21 protein-coding genes and 2 pseudogenes are annotated in these 18,845 nt (G+C 54.4%); 12 read left to right on the top strand and 11 right to left on the bottom strand.

Translation table 11 applies throughout. The features are described from left to right. Positions 1–18: 18 nt before the first annotated feature. Together E2K80_RS04795 and E2K80_RS04790 are read right to left on the bottom strand one after the other, a co-directional pair. Positions 19–999 carry a radical SAM protein gene (locus E2K80_RS04795; RefSeq protein ID WP_135373272.1) on the bottom strand — a complete coding sequence of 327 codons (981 nt, stop codon included), beginning with the start codon at positions 997–999 and terminating at the stop codon, positions 19–21. Then, positions 996–1,505 carry a nucleoside 2-deoxyribosyltransferase gene (locus E2K80_RS04790; protein ID WP_135373270.1) on the bottom strand — a complete coding sequence of 170 codons (510 nt, stop codon included), beginning with the start codon at positions 1,503–1,505 and terminating at the stop codon, positions 996–998. The genes E2K80_RS04795 and E2K80_RS04790 overlap by 4 nt, the downstream gene beginning before the upstream one ends. Before the next feature lie 167 nt (positions 1,506–1,672). On the opposite strand from E2K80_RS04790, the pseudogene E2K80_RS04785 reads away from it, so the two are divergent. After that, a pseudogene (locus E2K80_RS04785) lies at positions 1,673–2,241 on the top strand (IS5 family transposase); the annotation flags it as partial. A gap of 353 nt (positions 2,242–2,594) precedes the next feature. Here E2K80_RS04785 and E2K80_RS04780 read toward each other — a convergent pair. After that, the gene (locus tag E2K80_RS04780; RefSeq protein ID WP_135373268.1) at positions 2,595–2,780 is read right to left on the bottom strand and encodes a hypothetical protein; all 186 of its coding nucleotides are present in this window, start codon (positions 2,778–2,780) and stop codon (positions 2,595–2,597) included. Positions 2,781–3,245: 465 nt separating this feature from the next. On the opposite strand from E2K80_RS04780, the pseudogene E2K80_RS04775 reads away from it, so the two are divergent. After that, positions 3,246–4,054, top strand: a pseudogene (locus tag E2K80_RS04775) (IS5 family transposase). On the opposite strand, the gene E2K80_RS04770 reads toward E2K80_RS04775, so the two are convergent. After that, entirely contained in the window at positions 4,051–4,488 is a 438-nt protein-coding gene (locus tag E2K80_RS04770) for a hypothetical protein (RefSeq protein WP_135373266.1), read from the bottom strand. The pseudogene E2K80_RS04775 and the gene E2K80_RS04770 overlap by 4 nt on opposite strands. Then, positions 4,478–4,714: a hypothetical protein gene (locus E2K80_RS04765; RefSeq protein ID WP_135373264.1), complete on the bottom strand. Its 237-nt coding sequence runs from the start codon at positions 4,712–4,714 to the stop codon at positions 4,478–4,480. Before E2K80_RS04765 ends, E2K80_RS04770 begins: the two co-directional genes overlap by 11 nt. Positions 4,715–4,934: 220 nt before the next feature. On the opposite strand from E2K80_RS04765, the gene E2K80_RS04760 reads away from it, so the two are divergent. After that, positions 4,935–6,545 (top strand): TIGR04141 family sporadically distributed protein, encoded by a 1,611-nt coding sequence (locus E2K80_RS04760; protein ID WP_168193104.1) that lies wholly within the window; start codon positions 4,935–4,937, stop codon positions 6,543–6,545. Between the two features lie 12 nt (positions 6,546–6,557). Here E2K80_RS04760 and E2K80_RS04755 read toward each other — a convergent pair whose 3' ends face one another. Then, complete coding sequence (locus E2K80_RS04755; RefSeq protein ID WP_168193103.1) at positions 6,558–7,691, bottom strand: restriction endonuclease; 1,134 nt, start codon at positions 7,689–7,691, stop codon at positions 6,558–6,560. A gap of 405 nt (positions 7,692–8,096) precedes the next feature. Here E2K80_RS04755 and E2K80_RS04750 point away from each other — a divergent pair, with 405 nt between their 5' ends. The 7 genes from E2K80_RS04750 (at position 8,097) to E2K80_RS04720 (ending at position 13,196) form a co-directional block, all read left to right on the top strand. Continuing rightward, positions 8,097–8,885: a hypothetical protein gene (locus E2K80_RS04750; RefSeq protein WP_238475661.1), complete on the top strand. Its 789-nt coding sequence runs from the start codon at positions 8,097–8,099 to the stop codon at positions 8,883–8,885. Continuing rightward, entirely contained in the window at positions 8,882–9,364 is a 483-nt protein-coding gene (locus E2K80_RS20010; RefSeq protein WP_443216547.1) for a plasmid mobilization protein, read from the top strand. Before E2K80_RS04750 ends, E2K80_RS20010 begins: the two co-directional genes overlap by 4 nt. Further along, positions 9,358–10,917: a relaxase/mobilization nuclease domain-containing protein gene (locus tag E2K80_RS04740; RefSeq protein ID WP_135373258.1), complete on the top strand. Its 1,560-nt coding sequence runs from the start codon at positions 9,358–9,360 to the stop codon at positions 10,915–10,917. The genes E2K80_RS20010 and E2K80_RS04740 overlap by 7 nt, the downstream gene beginning before the upstream one ends. Then, positions 10,901–11,218, top strand: a complete 318-nt coding sequence (locus tag E2K80_RS04735) for a hypothetical protein (RefSeq protein WP_135373256.1) — start codon at positions 10,901–10,903, stop codon at positions 11,216–11,218. The genes E2K80_RS04740 and E2K80_RS04735 overlap by 17 nt, the downstream gene beginning before the upstream one ends. Before the next feature lies 1 nt (position 11,219). Beyond that, complete coding sequence (locus E2K80_RS04730; protein ID WP_135373255.1) at positions 11,220–11,594, top strand: hypothetical protein; 375 nt, start codon at positions 11,220–11,222, stop codon at positions 11,592–11,594. Then, positions 11,594–12,604, top strand: coding sequence for a type IV secretion system protein (locus E2K80_RS04725; RefSeq protein WP_135373253.1), 1,011 nt, complete (start codon positions 11,594–11,596; stop codon positions 12,602–12,604). The genes E2K80_RS04730 and E2K80_RS04725 overlap by 1 nt, the downstream gene beginning before the upstream one ends. Before the next feature lie 154 nt (positions 12,605–12,758). After that, positions 12,759–13,196, top strand: coding sequence for a HigA family addiction module antitoxin (locus E2K80_RS04720; protein WP_135373251.1), 438 nt, complete (start codon positions 12,759–12,761; stop codon positions 13,194–13,196). Positions 13,197–13,330: 134 nt separating this feature from the next. Here E2K80_RS04720 and E2K80_RS04715 read toward each other — a convergent pair whose 3' ends face one another. After that, complete coding sequence (locus tag E2K80_RS04715) at positions 13,331–13,534, bottom strand: hypothetical protein (protein WP_135373249.1); 204 nt, start codon at positions 13,532–13,534, stop codon at positions 13,331–13,333. A gap of 296 nt (positions 13,535–13,830) precedes the next feature. Next, entirely contained in the window at positions 13,831–14,655 is an 825-nt protein-coding gene (locus E2K80_RS04710; protein WP_238475660.1) for an aminotransferase class V-fold PLP-dependent enzyme, read from the bottom strand. A gap of 13 nt (positions 14,656–14,668) precedes the next feature. Between E2K80_RS04710 and E2K80_RS19055 the strand changes: the two genes are divergently transcribed. Together E2K80_RS19055 and E2K80_RS04700 are read left to right on the top strand one after the other, a co-directional pair. Continuing rightward, positions 14,669–15,076: a hypothetical protein gene (locus E2K80_RS19055; RefSeq protein ID WP_168193042.1), complete on the top strand. Its 408-nt coding sequence runs from the start codon at positions 14,669–14,671 to the stop codon at positions 15,074–15,076. 600 nt (positions 15,077–15,676) lie between these two features. Then, positions 15,677–16,297, top strand: coding sequence for a sce7726 family protein (locus E2K80_RS04700; RefSeq protein ID WP_274379250.1), 621 nt, complete (start codon positions 15,677–15,679; stop codon positions 16,295–16,297). On the opposite strand, the gene E2K80_RS04695 is transcribed toward E2K80_RS04700, so the two are convergent. The 3 genes from E2K80_RS04695 to E2K80_RS04685 are packed head-to-tail and all read right to left on the bottom strand — an operon-like array spanning position 16,298 to position 18,724. Next, positions 16,298–17,500, bottom strand: coding sequence for a beta family protein (locus E2K80_RS04695; protein WP_135373241.1), 1,203 nt, complete (start codon positions 17,498–17,500; stop codon positions 16,298–16,300). Beyond that, entirely contained in the window at positions 17,493–18,059 is a 567-nt protein-coding gene (locus tag E2K80_RS04690) for an ImmA/IrrE family metallo-endopeptidase (protein WP_135373239.1), read from the bottom strand. The genes E2K80_RS04695 and E2K80_RS04690 overlap by 8 nt, the downstream gene beginning before the upstream one ends. Continuing rightward, positions 18,056–18,724, bottom strand: a complete 669-nt coding sequence (locus tag E2K80_RS04685; protein WP_168193102.1) for a hypothetical protein — start codon at positions 18,722–18,724, stop codon at positions 18,056–18,058. Before E2K80_RS04685 ends, E2K80_RS04690 begins: the two co-directional genes overlap by 4 nt. Between the last annotated feature and the right edge of the window lie 121 nt (positions 18,725–18,845).

Below are 18,845 nucleotides of genomic sequence, written 5' to 3'. Positions count from 1 at the left end.
TTTCCCAGAATTTTTGGTTCAGAAGGCGAGGTCCGCTATCTCGTCGCCCGTATCTACCGCATCGCTATAACCTGCCGCCGTTGTTGAGCAGCCCTTGCAACCACGGTGCCCTGTCGAGGCGTAGTGGCTCACATGATCAAGCCAAGCCGAAGAATTCAGAGACCAAGCGCCATCCGGAGTACGAATGATCGCGCCATTGGCCTTACCGTCTCCTGTGCGGTGCGGCAGCAAGCTGCAGCCAAAGGCACGGTCTACTTTGGGGTCGAAGTAGATTACGTCGCCCATTAGGTTGCACCGCTGACCGCTAGGCTTCGGGCAAGTGCCGAGATTAAAGAAGGCGTTTTGTGCTTCGCGGGTCTCGCCGTAGAATCGGTGACCGGTCGGTACCAGCAATCCAGGGGGAGATTTGTAGATTGGCTCACAAACGGTGATGACGTCCTGCCTATCACTGTAGGCAATGTGCCGATCCAACTTAATTGCGGAGAGTTCCCACTGATCGACGCCGAGATCGGTCAGAATACGTTGCAAGGCCGGCATGTCGCGGTAGTTGTGCGGGCCCACCACGGTGTTCACCCTCGTTCTCATACCTAATGACTTGGCTTTCGTCAGGCCTTCCGCGCAACGGTTGAAAAGGCCAGCGAAACCGCGGATATCGTCATGAGAGCTGTCGAGCCCATCAATGCTGACGATAATCTGGTAAAGCCCGCTCTTGGCAAGTGCGTTTATTCGAGACGGTAATGCGGAGCCATTAGTAATTATCGAACTCTTCATACCAGCACTGGAAATGATCTCGACCAACTCGCAAATGTCTGGATGAATAAGAGGTTCGCCACCGGTCAACCTGACATATTTTACCCCGTATCGCTCTGCTTCGACCAGGAACGTTGAGAGCTCCGCTGGAGTGAAGCGGTAACGGTCTTTCGACAAGGCAAAATCGCACATGAAACAGTTGGCATTGCAGGCCTCAAGGATTCGGACGAAGAGATACTTCTCCCTCATTGCACCGGGTCCCGCGGCGGCTCTACCGCCACCCGCGCCACGCTCTCTATCGCCGAAACGGCAACCTCGGGGTCTTGCAACACAGTGGAGAGAGCAATCTCCTCCACCCGCGCAACTGAACCTAAGCCCTTAATTAAATGGCTGTGCCCAGTGTCGAGGTCACGCACGATGATGATGGGGCGTCCAAGAGACGAAGCCCAACCAAGTTCGACGCAAGTGCCGTCAGTTCGTATAGACACGCCAGGCGCTTCGTTCGGCAAGATCGCCATGAATACATCGCACGACTGCATCCACGCAAAATCGCGTTGCGTGACCTCAAAGTGTTGGCCGTCGACATCAAGTTCGCCAAACTTCTCGAAGCGATGCGCAGAGAAGACCTGGTATCCAGCGCGCTCGATGGTGCTCAGGACCTCTTCAATTAATACTTTCAACTCGCGCTGGAATTCGCCGCCAGCAATGGCGTATTGAATTGGCCCGCCAATAAAAACCTTTAAATCCAATTCCATACTCCTGAATATGCAATTTAAAGACAACCTAAGTCTTCGCAAATTTGCAATTAGTTGTCATAACAGAATACACCTAAAAGTGTTTCTTGGCTAGGTTCTGGACCTATTAATTTGGTTGCCGTCATCCCGCCTGCGTGATTCATACCCGTGAGTTTCAGGGGTATAACATGAGCAATCTATTCTGGTTGACTGACGAGCAGATGGCGCGGCTTCAGCCTTACTTTCCAAAGAGCCATGGTAAGCCGAGGGTTGATGATCGACGCGTTCTGAGTGGAATTATCTTCATCAATCGCAATGGGTTACGTTGGTCCGATGCGCCGCGCGAATATGGGCCGCCAAAGACACTGTACAATCGCTGGAAACGATGGAGCGATATGGGTGTGTTCGCTCGGATCATGAACGGGCTGGCTGCGCAGGGAACCGATCATAAGGCCATCATGATTGACGCAACATACCTCAAAGCGCACCGCACGGCTTCCAGCCTGCGGTTGAAAAAGGGGGGCGTGGCAGGCTGATAGGGCGCACCAAGGGTGGTATGAATACGAAACTGCACGCTGTTACTGACAGTCTGGGACGCCCCATCCGCTTCTTCATATCCGCTGGGCAGGTGAGCGATTACACGGGCGCCAGGGCTCTGGTGAACAGTCTGCCATCGGCTGACTGGCTGCTGGGAGATCGAGGCTATGACGCCGACTGGTTCCGCGAAGCCCTTAATGACAGGGGAATAAAGCCCTGTACCAGTTGATCGATTGCTCTCTTCTTTTCGGTTCGATCTGGCTTGGTTTTGAGCAGCCTTTTGATCTCTTCACTGATCTGGGTTTCTGAGGAGTTATTGTCGATGCCGCGTACGCGTGCGGGTTCGGAGAGCCGCGAGGCTCTCATTGATACAACATTCATAATGGTTCCTGTAATGGCCCTTTTGGGACCGTTAAAGATTGAAATTTCAGGAAAAACATGGGATATTAATCCCATAAGTTCCTGTACTAAACGGGTGCGGCTGTTTGGTTGGGCCGCGCCCGTTTTTCTTTTTTATGATAGATTCTGGAAATCCAATAAAGGTAACGGGTCATGACCTAAATTGGGTGCCGATCAAATGGCGTCGGCAACTGATTTCAGATGGTCTGACAGAAGTGCTTGCGGGACATTGAGGAAAGCGCAGTCACCTTCCAATGCTGTGTACCAGCGCGCGTCACCAGCCTGATGAAAGCCCGCCATTTTTGCCGCGACCACCGCTGCTTCGGTTCCACAGCCCAGCGCTGTTTCAAGCTGTGCCATAGCTATTTCCACCCCCTCGACATCCGTGTCGCTAAGGGCCTCATACACTGCGTCTTGCAGGGCCTCTGCGCACGTCAGAAGCTCCCAAAGTACGGTACGATGGTCATGCAGAGCGCATTCAAAGGCGCGGGTGTGTGCGGGGTCTGTTGGTTGGTATTGTGTCATTATACTTCCATGATGATTACTCCTGTTCGTCGGGTCCAAGGATATGGGGAAGGCGCTAAATCGGGACCCCAGCGCACGCGCCATTAACGCTGGGATATTCAGTTGTGAGGGAAGTCGGCAACAGGAAGACCTCACATTGGAAGCAAGCCCAAGTCCACCTGTCGCCGGGCCAAGTAGCCATGACCTTTGACGGTCGCACTCGGCTTCCCTCGCATCGCCCAGCCGTCGGAGAAAGGATCAACTGGGCTATTCTTCAACTAGGCAGCGTACTTACAAAGAGCTTCACGTTTCCAGCCTGTTATGATTCATTTCCCGCAAGACAATATGCGGAGCAGTGGAATGGCGCGGTCAGATTTGAGCGATTTGGAGTGGGAGTTCATCAAAGCAGTGCTCCCAAATAACAGCCGAGGGGTTAAGCGTGTCGATGATCGGCGTGTGATCAATGGCATCTTCTATGTCTTGCGCACAGGCATCCCGTGGCGCGATTTGCCCGATCAATACGGCCCCTACACAACGATCTACAACCGTTTCAACCGATGGACTTATGCGGGCATTTGGGATCGGGTAATGGAGGCGGTCGCCGATGCGCACAATATCGACACCGTGATGGTGGATGGCACATCGGTTCGGGTTCACCATTCTGCAGCGACGCTCAAAAAAACGACCCGCGTCGTTGCATGGGCCGGTCGCGGGGTGGGTTAACCACGAAAATACATGCACTTACCAATCAGGACGGGTTGCCGATCCGCTATGAACTGACGCCGGGCCAAGCCCACGATGCACCCCCATGCGAACAGCTTTTGGACGGGCTGCAACCTGGCCAATACGTTCTGGCTGACAAGGCATATGACGCGGATTCGATCCGCAAGATGATCTGGGAACAGGGCGCCATCGACGTCATCCCGTCCAAATCCAACCGCAAACTGCCCGCCGAGTTCGACGTCGATATCTATCGCGAGCGCAACAAGATCGAGCGGTTCTTTGGCCGCCTCAAAGCTTCCTTCCGCCGTATAGCCACCCGATACGAAAAGACATCTGCCAACTTCTTGGCGATGATCAAACTCGCATCCGTCAGGCTATGGTGCCAGTTTTATGAGTCCGCTGCCTAGTTGAGGCGCTGGGCCTGCCTGTCTGCAAGTCCCTCATCCACCTTCTTCTGCAAGTGAGAAACGAGCTTGCCGCTCCGTTCCATGGACATGCGCATATGTGCCGGAAGCTCTGACAGTGCATTCGCCTCAAGTTGCCGTTTCAGCTTCTCGTTCTTACTGTCAATATACGCGCCAAGCCACGGCTCGCTGTCCGCCAATTGCTGGGCCGTGTCTTCAATTGCACAGAGGGGTGTTGCACCCGCTACGCGGGCTTGTACGTCGAGATTGATCGCTGCCCTTGCTTGGATATTGGAAACAACCAGTTCATCAATCTCCCCGTACAGTTCGGCGAGCCTTACCTTGATATCGCTGAAAGTTGCATCGAACTTTGCCCGCTCAGACGGACCCATAGAAGCAAGCTTTTGGCGTCCGCGTTCTGCGTCGTCACTGCGCATCGGCATGCTCCTTCGTCCCAGACATCAATTGGTCAACGATTTCTTCGCCGATACCCCGCTCACGCAACGCGGCCACAATATCGACGAGGCGGTAAAATCGCACTTGGCCCGCTTTGTCTGGGTTCAACCTAAATTCCAGCGCTCGCAAAAGGCCGGAAATCCAATCATTGCGCCGGGGGACAACCCCAGCGATCTGTTCCCGCGTGATAGTAAATTCGCTCGTCAATTTTCTGCTCTCTTTGCCTGTTTTTGCTCAGCACCAGTATAGCACAAGCAAGAGACAGCACCGAATCGCAAAGGGCCATTTCAAGCATATGCTTGTCTACTTTGAAGGCAGTGAAACGCGGCTTCGTTGACGGACGATCCTTGCTCTGCAACAATCAACCCTGAATTGATTTCGAGTTTTTAGTCCATTGCCCAAGACAAAAAGTTATTCCCTCTATCTCGTGAAGGCAGACATCGAGAACTTTGAAGACGTGTTCACCGAGTCCGCCAAAGAGAAAATCCAAGCTGGCGACGCTGTTTTGAGCGACTCCGATGATCTCGGCGACGAAGCAACCGTCTATATCTTTCCTAGCCCACCAAAGCCGCCAAGTTGGTTGGCAGACATCAACACCGTTTTCGCTGGCACTCCTGCTCTGACAAACCGGTCTTCGTGCGCTGTCGTTGTATTCAAACATGTTGATCGTTTATTCGTCACCGCCTTTGCCCATGGATGGCAGTATCTAGACGACACCAAAATCGAGTCCGATTTCGGGTTGAAGGTTGCAATCAATTCGCTTGATGACTCGAAGGTCAAAAGGATCGACAGCAGCCATCTAGGAGAAGCGATCAAAGGTGTTTCTCAGTCGGCATTTCAGCGTGATCTACAAGCGTTCGGCGTGGATGAAGCCCTTGATCTTGTCAGGCGTATTTCGGGCCGTGTCGAAGACGATGAATTCGCAAATAGCATCTCTGGCGCTACTGGTTTGAAAATAACCAGAGAGATGGAGTTCGGGGACCTTCCAGAAACGGCAGAAGAGGCGCTGACGCGCTCGCAGTCCACAGACTACCAAAACACCGGCTTCTACATAATCGACAAGGTACGCCCTATCTTGGACAAGCTTGTGCTTGCAGCGCTCGACCAGAAGGCAGTCGATATCATCAAGGCCGGTGCCGACAACTTCGAACTATCAATGCCCGGATGGTCTGAGGATGACGTGGTGTATTTTGGGCTTCATGGCCCGGGGTTGAAGGGCCGATTTCCGGACCTGCTGATGTCCAATTACCGAGATGCGCTGGGCGCTAAACTCAGTGATCTCGACGTAGAAACCATTCGGAAGCACGGTGTTGTTGCTGAGTTTAACAACGATGCTGCTGTCAAAAAACGTTGGAGCGTGAAGAAAGCACTTGTCGGCTCGGTTGTGGAAGACGGTGGCCTGTACGCAATCAGCGAAGGGGAATGGTACCGCTTAGACCAACAATTCAAGACGGACGTCGATGCGGGCTTTGCGACCCTCAAAGAGGATTGGCCCGACCCGCCTTTGATGATCATCAAAAAGGTATCGGATGACGGCAAGAAAACCGGTTTCGAGAGCGAGCTTTCATACAACGAACGTTGCGCGGAAGAGTACGGTCAGGTTCTTCTTGACCAGAAAATATTGACCGTACCCGCCACACCTTACGGCAAATTTGAAGCTTGCGATCTGCTCGACATCGAAGGCAAGCGCTTGATCCATGTGAAGAAAAGTTCGCGTCAGTCCAGTGTACTGAGCCATTTCTTCAAACAGGGCAGCAACTCGGCTCGTATATTGAAGACCATTCCGGAGGCGCGAGCAGCACTCGTCGAAAAGGTGAAGGATTTGACTGACGAACCGACCGGAAACGCGCTGGAAGCCGCCATGGGCGACGCCATGAACGACTGGAAGGTTGAGTTCCATATTGTCGACGCGCCACGTAACGACGGGACGTTCATGATCCCGTTTTTCAGCCGGATCACGCTGCGAGATGAAAGCCGCACCTTGCGGGGTATGGCTTACAACGTGTCCCTTCGCTTCATACCAACGCCAGCAGCATAGGTTCAGTCAATATCAAGACGCGGCAAGCTTTCGACGATATCCAGCGTGCGAAGGCTGACCGTGATGACGCGTTGGAAGAGTTTGAGCGGATAGGCTGGGTTCGCCCGACAGAGTCGCGCCTGTGGTTCTGTGTGCCTCGTCGCAGATAATCAGGTCGAATTCTGGCAGCCCGTGAACTTGCTGAGCCTCCGAGATCGTCTGGATAGACTGATAGGTTGAGAAGACGACCGTCATCTTGTCTTTGTCGGCCTCGCCTACCTGTTCGGCAATTTTGGCTGGGTCTGTGGTCGCTGGAAAAGCAAGGTCGTGAACTGTGAATTGAATGGCGTCGCCACTCTTCTGGCGCTTGCCGACTTTAACGTCGGAACAAACTGAGAAAGCTAGGAACTCGTCGGCGCAATCGTTTTTCCACTCTCTAACGGACTGGGACATCAGAGCCAGAGATGGAACCATAAAGAGAACGGTCTTGCCTTTGCCTGCAAGGTCTTCCGCTATTTTTAGGCCCGTGAACGTCTTGCCGGTTCCACAAGCCATGAGAAGCTTGCCGCGATCATCCTCAGCAAGCCCAGCGCGGACAGCCTCAAGCGCTTTGACTTGATGGTCGCGCAAGGTCTTGGGCTCAGCGAACGCGATCCGCTCCTCGCGAAGATATGTCGCCCAATCTATCCGACTCTTTTCGAGGTCAGCGAGCGCGATCCGGTGGTATTCGCGATCCACGTTGTCGAAAACCGCTTGAGCATTTGGACTTAAATCGCGAAGCGTTGTGTCCACCAGAACAAGACTTACGAAGTCTTTCGTCGAAGCCGCCGACACAAATGAATCTATGTCAGTTTTTTGGATGCTGTGGTCAGGCGCGTAGAACTTACATTGAACGGCACAGAAACCAGAACCATCCGCGTGGCTTGCGACGAGATCGATCCCGATATCTTTTGCGGGCAGGCCTCTCTCGGTCGCCCAGTCTCGGTAGTGCCAAACCCTGTCATAGAATTGGCTTTGAAGGTCATCGTTTTCCAAGAACACCTTCACGAGGCGTTCAAAATACTCGCCCTTTTCAAACTCGCTTTGCGACCGTAGCCGCATTTGTTCCAATACGTTTGATAAATCAGTCACCACAGAATTCGACCGCTCCCTTTTTTCTTCAATCATTACGCGATGATCCGTGGTTGCGCCACCTTCGCAGCACCGAATTCGCTGCACCCAAGCTTGTGTCGTAGTATTTCGCCAAAACGGAATGACATTCGGCTTAACGAAGGGCTATCGGTAATGATTCGCCCCCTCAAATGCCCCCTCTGGGCGGAAAAAATTCAATAAAATCAGTGTAAATGGTGCCCGGGGGCGGAATCGAACCACCGACACGAGGATTTTCAAACCTAGGCTTTTTGAGAAATCTCAAGCGCTTAAGACTGGGAAATCTGTCAAACCCACAACGGCGCGTCAAGCACTTAACGGCGAATTGTCAAACCTTGTCCCCGCGGCCATCCGATGAGCTGGCGTGTGGCGAATGCGTGTGCGGAACGGAAGTTCGGGAGTGCGACACGCAAGCAGATCATTATGTTTCTGGCGGACAAGGCGTCGGATGATGGCTCGGGCATCTGGTGCTCGAAGGGGACGATCCAGCGGCACACAGAGTTGGGCGGGACGACGGTCAAGCGGACGATGCGGGACTTCCTGAAGGAGGGCATCCTAGTTGAGACCGGAACGCGGAGGAGATGCAAAAACGGCTTCACCGTCGTGTACCGGATCGATTTGGCTCAAATTGAGTTGCTGGAGACCATAGCGGAACCAGACTTTGAGACCGGGGCCATAGTGGACCCGGTCCAGACTGGACCCGGAACGGGGACCACAGTGGCCGGGGTACCGGGGCCACCACGGCCCCCAAACCATCCTAAAACCATCCATAAACCTCCTACGCGCGAGTACGCGGTGGCGGAGGTTGAAGAGGCTGAGAAGATCCTGACCGCCTATCCGCCCGACCGTCTGCGCGGGAAGGCGGCCTGTCTCAGGTGGATTAATGAGGCGTTGGACAAAGGTGTTAGCCCGGAAGACATGGTGCAGGCCGTGAAGGCCTACGCAACCGAGAGCGCGGGTTTCACCCGGTCTAAGGTCTGTTTCTCGGACAACTGGTTCAAGTCAGGACGCTGGCGCAGCTACGTCGAGGACATCGCCATGAACCGGGAAGAGACCAAGACCAAAGAAGCCGAGATGCTGGCGGGCTTGATGAATTGGGTGACGGATCGCCACCCTCTTTGCCGCCACATCACGCCCAGCCAGGTTGATGCGCTCTTGGCCGCAGAACTGGTCACACCGGCTCAAATCCAAGCCGCAGGTCTAAGATCATGAGCCGCGCACCTTCCAGCGATACGCAAACAGCAAGGCGACCCAGTTCTAGGTCTGCGACCTGCGAACCGGGACCTTGCGAGGGGCGGCACGCCTCCCCTTCGAACCCCAACCAGACCGCGCCCGGCGCGGTTTCGGAGAAGCAAGAAGCGGTGTTCTTCTATTGCTCCTCCGAAGAAAAGGCGTTGATCCGGCAGGCGGCTGCGGACCGCGGGCTGTCAATGTCCGCTTTACTTCGGCAACTCGCCACGGGTGCGGCTCCAAAGCGACGAAAGCTTACACCTCGTGTCGATCCCGCTCTCGTGCTGGCCGTGTCCCGCTATGGCGGCAACCTCAACCAGATCGCACGGTGGCTCAACACGGCGACCCGCGCCGGTCGCGCCAACGACATCGAGGCGATACGTGTCGCAGCGGCGCTCGTGGGCATCGACCGGCGGTTGGCGGAGATCGTCGCGCAGTATCGGAGGCCGCGCGGATGCTGATCAAGTTCTTCCCCAACGGCAAAGGCGGCGGCGCAGGCCCGGTCGAGTATCTGACCGCTCGCACCGTGCTTGCCTATGACGACAACCGCGACCTGATCCGCGATGCAGCGGGCCAGCCGATAACCGTGACGCGCGAACCGCCGCCGGAGGTAGTAAGGGGCGACGCCGACGGCATGATCGACCTAATCGACGCATGCCCGCACAAATGGACCTATCGCGCTGGCGTCGTCAGTTTCGCCCGCGAAGACGCCCCGACCGAAGATCAGCAGCAGGAAGTGATCGACCGTTTCGAGGAGATTGCCTTCGCGGGTCTCGATGCTGACCGCTGCGCCTGCCTCTGGGTCCGGCACACCCACGAGGACCGGGTTGAGCTGCATTTCTGCACGCCACGGATGGAGCTTCAGAGTGGGCGGAGCCTCAATATCGCCCCACCCGGATATGAACGCGCCTTCGACAGCCTCCGTGACCTGATGAACAAGATGCACGGCTGGGCCGACCCCATGGACGTCGAACGCTCGGCCGAGGTGAAAACCGTCACCGAAGCCCCCACTCGGGCGCAAGGTCGGGACGAACTCCACGGCTGGATCCGTGATCAGATATCTTTGGGTCTGATCACGGACCGTGCCGTGATGACCGAAGCACTCAAAGAGGCAGGCTTCGAAGTGCCCAGAGCGGGCAAAAACTATCTGACAGTGAAAGACCCCGACACCGGTGAGAGGTGGCGATTGAAGGGAGAGATTTTCAATGAAGAGTGGACCGCAGAAACCACGGCTGAGCGAGAAGCTGGCAGCCGACATGGAGCAGATGCGCACAGAGAACGCCGCCTTGATCGCCACTCAGTTGCAGAGCTTCAGGAACGATTTGAAGATCACTGCCGAAAGCGCGTTGGCTACAATCAAGACCGATACGGAAGGGTATCTGCTGCGCGTGAGGAAACACCTGCTGCGGCAGAGCGCGAACGCGGCGCGTCCGGAGTGGACGGCGATGATTTATCCAGTGCTGCTGGCCTGCGCGCTGATGATCAGCAGCTCGCTTTCAACCTGGACCGTTCTGAATTGGCTGACACCGAGCATGCAGTCTCTGGGGATCAAGATGATCGAGCGACCAGAAGCGACTTACTTGATCCCTTTCCGGGATACGACGACGCTGACCCGCTGCCGTCTTGGGACGCAGACAGTCGATTGCCTGATGATCGAGGAGCAGTAGGCGATGGATGGTCTGACAGCGTTAGAGCGCGAGTTGCTGAGCTACGTGGAGCGGTTGACCGAAGCGTCGGAAATGTCCGCGCGAGCTTTGAAGGACTTGGAGCAGCACTCCGTCAAAGAGACCCAAACGGACATCGCTTCATTGAAATGTTCAATGGTTTCGCTCGCGCGTTCTCAACAGTCGTTGGTGGTGTCGTTGAAAGGCTGGATCGAGCAACAGATCAGCTCAGAGCAGTTGTCGCCGAGGCTCGCAGAGAGCGCACGACATCTGGATGGGATCAAGATGGACTAGACGACCAGGACGAGACGCGACTGCATCAGGAGGAGCCCCATGGGTTGCGACATTGATGTAGACTTGGTCGATGATCCGTGGGGCCGTTGGTACCCCGGCATCGATCCAGCAACGGACGTTTTGGAACGCGTTTCTGTCCTGATCCGCTCCCGCGAGACTTTGGCTGGTGACTACGCGTTCGAACTGGGAACTCAAATCAGACGCATCGCCAATCAGTGTTCGCCTGGGATACGGATGGGGATTGCCATGATTCTTAACGAACATGGCGATCCTGACGCGATCAGAGGATGGCAGAACGGCGAACACCATCGCCGCACGATCTACGCACTTCACGACAATCAGGATGAGGATGAATAGGATGAGAGCTTTGATCGTAGTATTTTTGTGCATTTCAAACAGTGGCTTGGCGCAGGGTGCTGAAGTGGGTCGCTTTGGATGCGAAATCCTCGACCGACCGGCGGAGCTGACTTTCAACGGCTTTTCCGACGCTTGGCGCAGCATCGCTGCCGACAGGCTCTACAGTCTTACGCGGCATCAGAACGCCGTTGAAGTTGGCACCTGCGACTGTGGGGTTTTGCGTCCAGATTGGACCGAAACGTTAGAGATGTTCGAAGCGCTTGGGTTTTCGACTGGCCCGTCATCGGCCTATCGAGACTGGTCATCTGAAGTCTACAGCCCGCAGATCGCTGACCTCCGCAGAACCGTTCAAGACATGTGTGGGGGAGCAAACTGATGGGAACTGTATCCTTCATCGTGGAAAGAGCCGAAAGCGCCTTGTCCAGCATGGCCTCAAGCCAGTTCGCTCTTGTTGCGGGCAGCATCGGCACAGTCGTAATGCTGGCAGCTACAATTGCTCTGTTGTTGATCATCGCAAACATGATCTTGCAGGTGCATCCGGTTGATGTAGCCACCCTGGTTCCTTTGCTGATCAAGATCGGCCTGATCATCATCTTCGCATTCAACTGGGTACAGTTCGACAGGCTCTCAGGGGCGATCATCGACGGCCTCGACAATATCGCCGGGATGTTGATCGGTTCGATCACTGGCGAGACAGGTTCAGGCCCCACGTTCTTTGCTGCCCGTTTTGATCAACTGGCCGATGACCTCGCTGATCATGCGAATGCCATCGGCGAGAACCTCAATTGGGTCGGCGGTGCCGTGATGAGCGTGTTCATGGCGGCGCTCTTGGCCGTGTTCAGCGGTTTCGCGGCACTGATGTTGGTGCTGTCCAAGATGGTCGTGACGCTCTTGATCGGTCTTGCACCCATCATGATCAGCCTGACGCTCTTCCGGGCGACAGAAGGGTTTTTCCAACGATGGCTGTCTGCGCTGATTGCCTGGTCCTTATATCCTGTCGTGATCGCGGGAGTCTTTTCCATCACGTTCGGGCTGTTGAACCAAATGCTTGCCGCGGTTGGTGATCCCAGCGACATGCAGAACATCGGTGCCGCCTTGCCATTTCTGGCCATGATCATGCTCTCACTCGCACTGATCGCAGGTATCCCGGTGATCGTCCGGACGATTTCCGGCGACATCAATTCTGGTTTCGCGGCGGTTGCGACCGGTGCAATCATGCGTGGGGCCTACCAGCGCGTGACGCCATTCAGCAACTTAAGCCGGACGACACGATCTGCGCCTCGCGAGGTTCAACAGCCGCCTCGCCAGCCAGAAAGCAACACCAACATGGGACAAGTCTACCTCCAACAATTAGAGAGGGTCCGACGGCTGAGCCAGAACCGTTGATGTCGTCCGGGCATTTTCATCTTGCCCGAAATATCCTCGGGGGAGCGCCCGCAGGGCGCGGGGGCGGATAGCCCCCAACAAAGTGGTTGTTTGCTTGGATGGCGGGCCATTTACATGCGGCTTCTTGGCCGAACATCACTGGTAGGAAAAGGCGATGACAAAGCTCAGAAACCGAGTGCACCCTGGCGAAATCATCAAGGACGAGTTCGTCATTCCACTGGCGCTCGACGTGACGACTCTCGCCCAAGATTTGGGCATATCTATTGCTGACTTCTGGGATGTTCTGGATGGCCAGCGGGCCTTAACTGCCGACCTATGTCGTGCCCTTGGTGGCCGCTTCCGCACGACCCCTGAATTCTGGGAACACTTGCAGGCCACATACGATGCGCCCGTACTCGACAAGAAAGCCGATGACCCGGCCTTTGCGAATGACCTTGAGGCGCAACTGGAAACGATCACGGACGCATACGCAAGCGGTGACGCTCATGAGATTGATCAGGCGCTACAGCATGTATCCTCGATCCGCCGGATGAAGAAGCAGGGGATCCTCGATCTGCTTAACGATTTCGACGATCCCGCCGAGCCGGACTGACTCAACCCCGGGGCGGTGAACATACCATCCGTTCAGCGACGTGCGCATTTCGTTAAGGCTGTGCCAAACATTCATGGGTTGCGATGATCCGGACGCTGTAACGGAACCGCAGCGCCCGGATTGACGTCAAATTCCTAGCTGTCGTCTTCTTTAGTTTCAGCGAGCGACTTGTCCATGGCCTCGAAGAGGAGCTGCTCCATGCGGAGTGGCATTTCATAGACGCTCCAGGCTCGCCGCGGGTCTGGCCAAAGCTCGTCAAACAGTTCCTCGGTCATAACCACATGGGTCACGCGCCCTGCGTGGCGCAGGAAAGTCGGACCATCATTTGCCTGTTTCATCAGGCTTATCGCATTGTACTGAAGCGTTTCGAAATCGAAGCGTTTGCCTTGGATCGGGGGTGGTTTGGAAGTTTCATATGTTTGCCTTTCATTTGCGCAACCCAAGCGTCACGGAGACCTCCGTGTTGAGTGCGGCTAGAAGGAGAACAGTCAGATCATGGCTTCAGTTAGCATGTTGATTTGTGGCTGTCAGCAAGCTTCCAGGAACTCGTAAACCCGACATTGGGTCGGTCTCAACGAACTGCTGCAATGCGGGACTTTGCTGCCGTTCAATCCCGAAAGATCAACGCCCGCTTTCAGTCAGTAGTTTTCACAGCATCGACAAACCGAGCGATCTCATCGTGTGTGTTGAAGTAATGCACCGAGGCCCGGATCATTGCCGGGAGGTTCCGGGCTTCGAAATCAAGACGAGCTGCGGTGACTGGTGCGACAGATACGTTTATCGTCTGTTCTCTGAGGTTTGCGGCAATCGCTTTGGAGTCGGTGCCATCTTTCGTGAATGTGACGATGCCTGATTTATTTTGGCCCAGGTCATGCACCGCAATACCTTTGATCGTTGAGAGTTCATCGCGGAGATCTTGCGCAAGTTCGGCAACGTGAGCCTCAATATGAGCCACGCCTACGGCGCGGGCGTATCGCACGGCTTCCATCAGACCAACGCGACCCGCGACGTAGCTTTCCCAGTTCTGGAACCGCCTCGCATCTTTCGCCAGTTCGTATCCGTTTGTCTCGGTCCAGGTCGCGGAATGCAGATCAACAAATGGCGGGTCGATCTGATCGAGGATGTCCTGTCGGACGTAGAGAAACCCCGTCCCTCTGGGGCCGCGCAGAAACTTGCGTCCGGGGCCGGAGAGAATGTCGCAGCCGATCTCTGCGACATCGACCTTGATCTGCCCGACAGATTGACACGCATCCAGCATGTAGAGGACGCCATGCTTCTTTGCGACCTTCCCGACTTCGACAGCAGGGTTCACCAGACCGCCTTGCGTCGGCACATGGGTGATCGCGATGAGTTTTGTCTTTGGACCGATCATTTTGTCCAAAGCCGCAACGTCGATCTGGCCTGACGCATCAGACGGTACAAGATCAATTTCGAATCCAAGACGCCGTGACTGTTGCAAAAAGGCGAGATAGTTGGACGCATATCTGCCAGAGCTGAGCAAAGCGTTTCGGATCATTTCGCGATCAACCGAAGTGATTGCACCTGCCTTGACCGGTCGAAAGCTTCAGATTGGCATTGGTGACGATCTGCGGGGCTACCTGCCTGAAGGCTGGCCGCGAGGCTTTGCTGACCTTCACACTCACATCGCGCTGCCTGTGACCTCGAACGATCCAGAGGACGTCCGCGCAGGGAAGCTGGACGGGCTTCTTCTTTTGCAGCAGGTTCACGCCCCCGGGCTGAGCAACGAAGCGGTTGCAACGATCGTTTCGGGCGATGATCGGCAATACATATACTTTGTGTGTTCCGTGGGGCTGGCTGGGTGCAGACAATCCCGTGCTTTGGCAAATGGCCTAGCGGCGATCTTTCTCCCTAATGCCTGACCGGAGGACAAGTGTATTGCGGGCATGCTCGACCCGATGCAAACGCTGAGCGGACGTTCGTCGATGGCGCAGCATTCGGGAGGTAAGGGTTCGAAGCAGATGTCCAATGGATTTACGTTACGGTTAGCGGAGGGTAGCCTTTTGTTATAGGCACTCTCTCGGTCATGCTGAGCCAGCAGTTCCAGCAGTTAGGGGCTGTCTGCCCCCGCGCCCTGCGGGCGCTCCCCCGAGGATGTTAGGGCAAGATGAAAAACCCGGATGGTGTCAACGGTTCTAGCAAACTGACTATAGAATAGGATACGGATGCCCAAACAGTCTGAAAGCGCAAAGTTGGATGGGGTACCTTGGTTCGCTGAAACTCAGGAAGAGCATCTTCGTAAACTGCAGTCTGAAGGCGCTCATCTGGTCCAGAGACGCGAAGATGGAGAGTGGGTCAGGGTTGCGCCCGATGGCACTGAAACACTATTGGGATATCGGGACATCTGACATTCTGAGCATAGAAAGCTTCTATTGACCAAGTGGCTCCCTGCAAGATAGGGTGTGGAAAGTTAAGAACAAATAGAGAACAAATTGAGACGTTCAAGACAGACTTTACAAGATGTGTCAGTCCACGAGAGCTGCCTACGTGTAGCACTCGCGCTGAAAATGAAGCAGCGGTTCTATGGCTATGGGACTGTTTTTGCTAGTGAAGTGCGATACGGGCCGATAGACCGAAGAGCTGACTTTCTTGTTGTTGAAGAATCCAGCCATGCTTTTGAAATCAAGTCGGATTTCGATAGCTTGAGCCGCCTCCCTGACCAAATATCAGACTACGTTTGCACTTTTGATTTCGTATCTGTCGTTACCACCAACCGTCACCTTGGCAGCGTGCGCAGTATTGTTCCGCCAAAAGTTGGGCTTAATGTCCTCAGCAAGGGAGAGCTTACCCAAGTCCGACAACCGAAGAGATTTGCTAGGTTATCAAAAGTGCACTTGGCGATGGGCTGCGACAAAGGCGGGCTCTTACAACATGTCCCAAATGCAAGATCATCTTCTTCCCTTCGTGACCTACAGATTGCCGCAATCAAAGTCCTTAGCGCCACTGAACTGAGAACGGTGTTTCTGAATGGACTACGGGAACGCTACAAACGCTCATCCGAAGCTTTTTTGGCGGAAACAGACGGTAAATTGAATAGAGAAGACCTGCTTCTACTCAGGCGGGTTGCAAAAATCGCAGCCTAGTCAAATCGGGTCCAGCTGCAAGTGCCTCAACAATCTCACAATGTGAATTTCCATTCGCACTGATATCCAGTGTGACGGCGAATTGCTCGGCACATCGCCCAAGGCGGCGGCTTTTATCTCATCACATCCCCAAGACATTGGTAGATCCTCGTAGTAAGGGCTGTGCTGACGGACTTTTCCCGCCACTGAACGGTAGTGCCGCGAGTACGGAGCAAGAATGTTTTTTCGGGTTCGCGGGTCCTTACCCAAGACGTCGCGCTTCTCTCGAAAATAGTAGGTCTGTAGACCCTCGTGCGCCGATACGTAGTCAATTCGGGGGCGCCAACCTTGAGTGATGATAACTTCATCGTTTCTAATTGGGTTGATCGAGCCGTAGTCACCATATTGCACGTTTTCGTGTTCACTGGCGATCATATTGTAAAGGTAGCTCTCCTCAACCGGAAAGATATCGTAGTCCTCATCTCCTATGTCCGTCACCGATTTTGGAAAAGAAGTTGCAAGGCAAATTATCTCGACGCTTGGGGCGGCCTCCAAGACTGAAGTGATAATCTGCGAGGTCCGTTTCGCGTGGACCTGGCCATTTCTCGGCCGTATATATTCGTGATCGAGGGCAACAAAAAACGTACCGCCGTCCTCTACAAATGAGCTGATCTTATCGCTCAGCAGCCTAATATCATAGATGAATTCACTGTCTTCAAGAACTGACACGCGGTAGAGGATCTTCCCAAATGCAGCAGCGAGTGCGTCGAACTGGCCAGCGAGGTTTTCCCCATACTGGGCTTCATCTTCGTCCTCAGAAGGATTCACAATCAGCGTAGGAACAACGTTCGGCCAATCGTTCTGCAAGTTTGTCAAAAACTTCACCCAAACGGCATATCCATCTGCTGATAGACTAAGTTTATCCGTTTCGAAACAACTCAGGCTGGGTTCGCGAGTAAGGTCGACGAAGACCTCCTCACAAGGTTTCATCAAATCGAGTGTGGAACGGTAATTCTTCTCGAAACCATAGATATTCGCAGTGTTGCGAAGCTCTTCAGCAGTTAGGGGCTTACCATCAGCGTCTTTGCCAGCACCCCGGTTCTGTTTGCCGCGTGTGAGCTCGATGATGGGGAACAGCGCCTTCTTCCGCTCTTGAGCTAGGTTTCGCCATGCCCGCTTTTCTGCGTCGGCAGTCTTGAACAACAGAAAGTAATTTTCAGACACCGTGCCCTCTCATCCCGAGGTTCTTAGCCCGATATCTTAGTGCAAGTGTTGAGACACCAAAGCGCTTCGCGAGTTCATCAACATCGCCGCCCGTGCGCCGGACCTCTTCACGAAAATGATCCTCAGGCATCAAAATCTCAGCTGCAAAACTATTGGCCTGCTGTTCCAAGATATTCCACTCGTCCGAGCGATGGAGGATACGTTCACCTTCAGCCAAGGCAGCCAGGTTACCTTGATGCAACCTATAATGAGCATACTCGTGAGCCATCGAGAACTTTTGCCTCGTGGCGCTGTGCTTTGAGTTCACGCCTATCTGAAATTTGCCGGGGGTGGTTTCCTTAATGAAAGCATCAACGCCATCTGGAAGTGGTACCTTTACCAGTTCAAGGTTAGGGTCCCGTTCAATAAGACCTTCTATGTTTGTGCTGACGCCATCGATCAGTCCATTCTGAACGCAAAAATCAATGACTCGCTTTGTGGTATCGAGTGCGTCAATGTCCAGCGGTGGCGTGGATGCTGCCGCTTGAGAAATCGGTCTTCTGGGAGCTTTTCTCATCATTCAATTTTTCCCTCCGCTGCCGGTTCATCGTCCTCAATCGTTTCTTCGGGTGCCTCATCGTTAAGTTCCGCAACAACCGCTCTCAGAGCCTCGTACTCACCCTGCAACCCATAAAAATTCTCCTCGAGAGTTGAGAGCTTATCTTGAAGCTCAGTTGTCCGCTGGACGACTGCTTGCTCGATTGCAGTCCCGCTCACTTGGCCGACAACAACCTCGATCTCCGAAGCTGCCTTAGTCGTTCCGAAATATGCTGGAAGCTGGATCTCAACTTCGTCTTCAATGGCTCTTCGATTTGTGCTCCGAACGAAGACAAAGGCTAGCGTCGAGACTAGAGCTTGGACCGCTACCAAAAACCCGATAACAGTCGAATAAAACCCGCTGACGGCCGACAGATACGTGGACTCGTCCCAATCCTCTCCATAGAAGCAGTAGGTGTACGCAGACCTATTTCCGGTCGCATCAATGTGGCGGCAGGAAGCCTCCGACAAGAAACTGATGTCCACGTAGTGCAAGAACACTAGAGCCAAAAGGCCAAGCAGTAGGATTGAAGTCACCACCGCGCACAGTAGATACCCAAAAAATACCGGCCGCGCTGGCGACGAAGAATTCTGAGGCCGTTCGTTCAAAAGAAATTTCCTTGAGCCGCAATCAAAACTGACGCTCATCTTCAGGAGTGATCGAAGTAAAACGGAGATGAAGTCTTCGGACGCACCGAATAACTGTTGCCAGGCCGAGACACAGCACAAAAACGATCAAAAGAAATCCGGCCGCAAATCCGGCGTCCGA

The organism is Rhodophyticola sp. CCM32, assembly GCF_004751985.1.
Taxonomy (GTDB): domain Bacteria; phylum Pseudomonadota; class Alphaproteobacteria; order Rhodobacterales; family Rhodobacteraceae; genus Rhodophyticola.
Note: the sequence above shows the minus strand (reverse complement) of the source record. Positions and strands in the feature narration are given on the sequence as shown.

What these genes read in the sequence shown, in the direction of transcription:
- E2K80_RS04795 (WP_135373272.1), bottom strand. Translation starts at nt 999, where the DNA reads ATGAGGGAGAAGTATCTCTTCGTCCGAATCCTTGAGGCCTGCAATGCC.
- E2K80_RS04790 (WP_135373270.1), bottom strand. Translation starts at nt 1,505, where the DNA reads ATGGAATTGGATTTAAAGGTTTTTATTGGCGGGCCAATTCAATACGCC.
- E2K80_RS04780 (WP_135373268.1), bottom strand. Translation starts at nt 2,780, where the DNA reads ATGGCACAGCTTGAAACAGCGCTGGGCTGTGGAACCGAAGCAGCGGTG.
- E2K80_RS04770 (WP_135373266.1), bottom strand. Translation starts at nt 4,488, where the DNA reads ATGCGCAGTGACGACGCAGAACGCGGACGCCAAAAGCTTGCTTCTATG.
- E2K80_RS04755 (WP_168193103.1), bottom strand. Translation starts at nt 7,691, where the DNA reads ATGATTGAAGAAAAAAGGGAGCGGTCGAATTCTGTGGTGACTGATTTA.
- E2K80_RS04750 (WP_238475661.1), top strand. Translation starts at nt 8,097, where the DNA reads ATGTTTCTGGCGGACAAGGCGTCGGATGATGGCTCGGGCATCTGGTGC.
- E2K80_RS20010 (WP_443216547.1), top strand. Translation starts at nt 8,882, where the DNA reads ATGAGCCGCGCACCTTCCAGCGATACGCAAACAGCAAGGCGACCCAGT.
- E2K80_RS04740 (WP_135373258.1), top strand. Translation starts at nt 9,358, where the DNA reads ATGCTGATCAAGTTCTTCCCCAACGGCAAAGGCGGCGGCGCAGGCCCG.
- E2K80_RS04735 (WP_135373256.1), top strand. Translation starts at nt 10,901, where the DNA reads ATGGGTTGCGACATTGATGTAGACTTGGTCGATGATCCGTGGGGCCGT.
- E2K80_RS04730 (WP_135373255.1), top strand. Translation starts at nt 11,220, where the DNA reads ATGAGAGCTTTGATCGTAGTATTTTTGTGCATTTCAAACAGTGGCTTG.
- E2K80_RS04725 (WP_135373253.1), top strand. Translation starts at nt 11,594, where the DNA reads ATGGGAACTGTATCCTTCATCGTGGAAAGAGCCGAAAGCGCCTTGTCC.
- E2K80_RS04720 (WP_135373251.1), top strand. Translation starts at nt 12,759, where the DNA reads ATGACAAAGCTCAGAAACCGAGTGCACCCTGGCGAAATCATCAAGGAC.
- E2K80_RS04715 (WP_135373249.1), bottom strand. Translation starts at nt 13,534, where the DNA reads ATGAAACAGGCAAATGATGGTCCGACTTTCCTGCGCCACGCAGGGCGC.
- E2K80_RS04690 (WP_135373239.1), bottom strand. Translation starts at nt 18,059, where the DNA reads ATGATGAGAAAAGCTCCCAGAAGACCGATTTCTCAAGCGGCAGCATCC.
- E2K80_RS04685 (WP_168193102.1), bottom strand. Translation starts at nt 18,724, where the DNA reads ATGAGCGTCAGTTTTGATTGCGGCTCAAGGAAATTTCTTTTGAACGAA.